The 3,636-nt window shown below is 66.9% G+C and carries 3 protein-coding genes and 1 other RNA gene; 2 read left to right on the top strand and 2 right to left on the bottom strand.

Going from position 1 to position 3,636, the window contains the following annotated elements; genetic code table 11:
- The coding region (gene dnaX / locus AC27KI_RS20735; RefSeq protein WP_487090581.1) for a DNA polymerase III subunit gamma/tau at window positions 1–1,066 on the bottom strand (1,066 nt) is incomplete at its 3' end.
- Window positions 1,067–1,231: 165 nt separating this feature from the next.
- Between dnaX and ffs the strand changes: the two genes are divergently transcribed.
- Window positions 1,232–1,328: signal recognition particle sRNA small type (gene ffs / locus AC27KI_RS20730), an RNA gene on the top strand.
- Between the two features lie 286 nt (window positions 1,329–1,614).
- Window positions 1,615–2,832, top strand: a complete 1,218-nt coding sequence (locus tag AC27KI_RS20725) for a GGDEF domain-containing protein (protein WP_487090582.1) — start codon at window positions 1,615–1,617, stop codon at window positions 2,830–2,832.
- Here the strand turns inward: AC27KI_RS20725 and AC27KI_RS20720 are convergent.
- A partial coding sequence (locus AC27KI_RS20720; protein ID WP_487115592.1) for a TIGR03862 family flavoprotein occupies window positions 2,833–3,636 on the bottom strand: 804 nt, incomplete at its 5' end. It lies immediately after the preceding gene.

The raw sequence follows: 3,636 nt of genomic DNA, 5'->3' as shown, positions 1-3,636 counted from the left end.
GCGCCGCGTATTCGTCCGGGGCCAGCCCCAGTTCGGCACGGCCGTGAAGGCAGATGCTGTAGAGCAATTGGGTTTCGTCCGCGGGCATCTGCGCGGCCAGACGGGCGATTTCCACGGCCTCGGGGTCGTTGGCATCCAGCGCCTGGGCCATGTTCGGCACGGCCTGCATGACGGCCATGCGCTGGAGCACCGCGCTCATCTCCTCCAGCGTTGAGGCGGCAGACAAGCCGTTCAGGCGCAGGGCATCGGAGGTTTCCACCACCGTGCGGCCATCGCCCTGGGCCAGGGCTTCGATCAGGCGGAACACGTACGACCGGTCCACGCTGCCCAGCATCTGGCGCACGCCCGCTTCCTGCAACTGGCCGCTGCCGAACGCGATGGCCTGGTCGGTGAGCGAAAGCGCATCGCGCATCGAGCCCCGCGCCGCACGCGACAGCAGGCGAAGCGCCTGGGGTTCGGCCGGCACGTTCTCCTGCGCCAGAACGCGCCCCAGGTGCTCGAGCACCGTCTCGGGCGCCATCGGGCGCAGGTTGAACTGCAGGCAGCGCGAGAGCACCGTGACCGGCACCTTCTGCGGATCGGTCGTGGCCAGCACGAACTTGAGGTATTCCGGCGGCTCTTCCAGCGTCTTCAGCATGGCGTTGAACGCCGTGTTGGTGAGCATGTGCACTTCGTCGATCATGAAGACCTTGAAGCGCCCCTGCACCGGCTTGTAGACCGCCTGCTCCAGCAGGCCCTGCACTTCGTCCACGCCGCGGTTGGAGGCGGCATCGAGCTCGGTGTAGTCCACGAAACGGCCGCTGTCGATGTCGGTGCAGGCCTGGCACACGCCGCAAGGGGTGGCCGTGATGCCCCCCTGCCCGTCCGGGCCCTGGCAATTGAGCGACTTGGCCAGAATGCGCGACACCGTGGTCTTGCCCACGCCGCGCGTGCCGGTGAAAAGATAGGCATGGTGCAGCCGCTGCTGCGTGAGCGCATTGGACAGCGCCTGCACCACATGCTCCTGGCCCACCATCTCCGAGAAGGTCTTGGGACGGTATTTGCGGGCGAGCACGAGGTAAGACATGGGGGGGATTCTATGTGGCCGGGCGCGCCCTCCCGGATCGCCAGGGTACCGATTCCACGCCGGGCCCCGGTGCGCCCCGCTGTCAGGCCACCATGGCCAACACCTGCACGGCGTGCAGGGTCGTCCCGGCCGGAACGGCCTGCTTTATCGCCTACAATCGGCGGTGACGGGCCTCCCCGCATGGTGAAGCAGCCAACCGGGTCAGGTGGGGAACCAAGCAGCCCTAACTGTAGAGTCAGTGCCGGGGGTAAGGCTCGTCAACTATCTTTCAGCCATCCCTGCCATGCCATCACGGCCCCTGGCGCAGGGCATGCGCCACCCCAGCGGTCCACGCACTTCAGGGCTCCCCCTCTTCTGCAGGGTTTTCCCCCTTCCAAAGCCTTCGTAGCATTCGCCACGGTCGATTCCGTGGCCGGCATTCGGACCGGTCCCGCTCTGGCAGCCATCACCCGCGCGTCTTTGCACGGCTCAAAAGCCACGGCCAACCTATCAAAATATTCACATTTAGCAATTTCAAGTTACTATTTGTTTCTTTTTGAGGAGCCCTTATGGCAGAAGGTCCAGCGCAAGGAACTGCCGCCCTGTGCGGCGCGGCGGGTGTGCCGTCCGCGGCCGAACCCGCGCGTGTTGCCAGTGCGAGCCCGTCAGCGATCGAGGAAAAGTCCACTCCCAAGCCACTGGACCAGTTCACGTTCGAAAAGATGCGGCGCGTCAACGGCTCCCTCCTTGCGTTCGGCTCCCTGGGCTGGCTGGCGGCTTGGTGGACGGCCGCGCCCACCTATCACTACGACAACATCCTGTTCGCCCTGCTGGCGATCGCCTTCTACTGCTGCATCATCGCATCGATGTTCGCCAGCACCCCTGGCAGGGTGGTGCTGGCCGCCCTGCCGGCCTGTGGCCTGCTGGCCCACGGGTTCTGGCTGCTGTCGGTGCCGAGTCCGGTCGGGGTCTACTTCTGCCTGGCCCTGGGGGTGGCCTTCACGCTGCTGATCGCCTTCATGTTCATCACGACATGGCAGTACCTGGCGTCCGTGGCCGTCATCTGGCTCGCGTTCGGGCACGGCGATTTCCAGCAGATGCGCTCCGCGCACGATCCGGTCTGGAGCATGCTGATCGTCACCCTGTCATCGCTGTGCGGGATGCTGCTGAACATGGCCCTCTTTCGCCTGCGGGAAGACAGCCACCGGCAGCAACTGGAATTGGAAACCCTGGCCTACCAGGATGCATTGACCGGCCTGGCCAACCGCCGCAGCCTGCTCAAGCACATGCAGTCGCTGCAGGACGCCGGGCACATCGAAGGCCTGTATTTCATGATGATCGACATCGATGACTTCAAATCGATCAACGACCAGTTCGGGCACGACCAGGGCGATGTGGTGTTGAAGGACGTCGCGTCGGCATTGAAGCGGCAGGCCGGCCGGCACCTGTGCGGCCGCCTGGGCGGCGAGGAGTTCGGCGTGGTGGTGGACGCCGCCACGTTGCCCGAGGCCTGTGAACTCGCCCAGGCGCTGGTCAACACCGTGAACACGTTGTACGCGGTGCCGGTGGACCACCCTGCCTTCCAGGGCCGCCGGCTGTCCATCAGCGCAGGCCTGACCCGCGGGGAGGCGGACTGCACCACCTCCGAACTGATCCGGCGCGCGGACCTGGGCCTTTACCGGGCCAAGCGCGAAGGCAAGAACCGTTTCTGCATGCACTTCGGCCCCGACGGCGAGGCGTCCCCGGCAGCGACGGCACAGCCTCAGCCCCAGCCTCAAAGCGCCTGATCAGGCCCGCTGCAGCCAGGCCTTCGCGCCTTCGGCAGCGGCCATGCCACTGGCCATGCAGGCCGTCATCAGGTAGCCGCCCGTGGGGGCCTCCCAGTCCAGCATTTCGCCCGCGCAGAAAACGCCGGGCAGGGCCGTCAGCATGAGACTGCCATCCATCGCCTCGAACGGCACCCCGCCCGCGGTGCTGATGGCTTCGTCCAGTGGTCGGGTCGCGCCCACGGTGATGGGCAGCGCCTTGATGGCCTGGGCCAGGGCGGCGGCGTCGTTCATGCCCTCCTTGCCCAGTTGCTCGTACAGAATGCCCATCTTGATGCCGTCCAGCCCCAGGCGGCTCTTGAGGTGGCTGCTGAGGCTGCGGGCACCGCGCGGATGGCGCACTTCCTTGAGCACGCGCTCGGGCGTGTGGTCGGGCAGCAGATCCAGGGTGAACGTGGCATGGCCATGCGCCTCGATCTCGTCGCGCAGCAGGCTGGAGACCGCGTAGATCAGGCTGCCCTCCACGCCGGTGGCCGTGGCCACGAACTCGCCCCGGCGGCTGAACGTGCGCCCCTGGTGGTCGGAGAAATGCAGCGCGACCGATTTGAAGGGCTGTCCGGCAAAGCGCTCGGTGAAATGCGGCGTCCAGCCGGCCGGATCGGGTGCCCGCCCCATTAGCTCGCGCAGGAATTCCCGCTGCGTCTCGCCTGCCGGGGCGCCACCGGCACGCACCGTGTCGAAGCCGCAGTTGGCCGGGCGCAGCGGGGCCACGGGCACGCCCTTTTCGGCCAGCAGCGGCACCCACGCGCCGTCGGAGCCCAGCCG

It is taken from the genome of Acidovorax sp. KPB24-03 (assembly GCF_057546605.1).
Note: the sequence above shows the minus strand (reverse complement) of the source record. Positions and strands in the feature narration are given on the sequence as shown.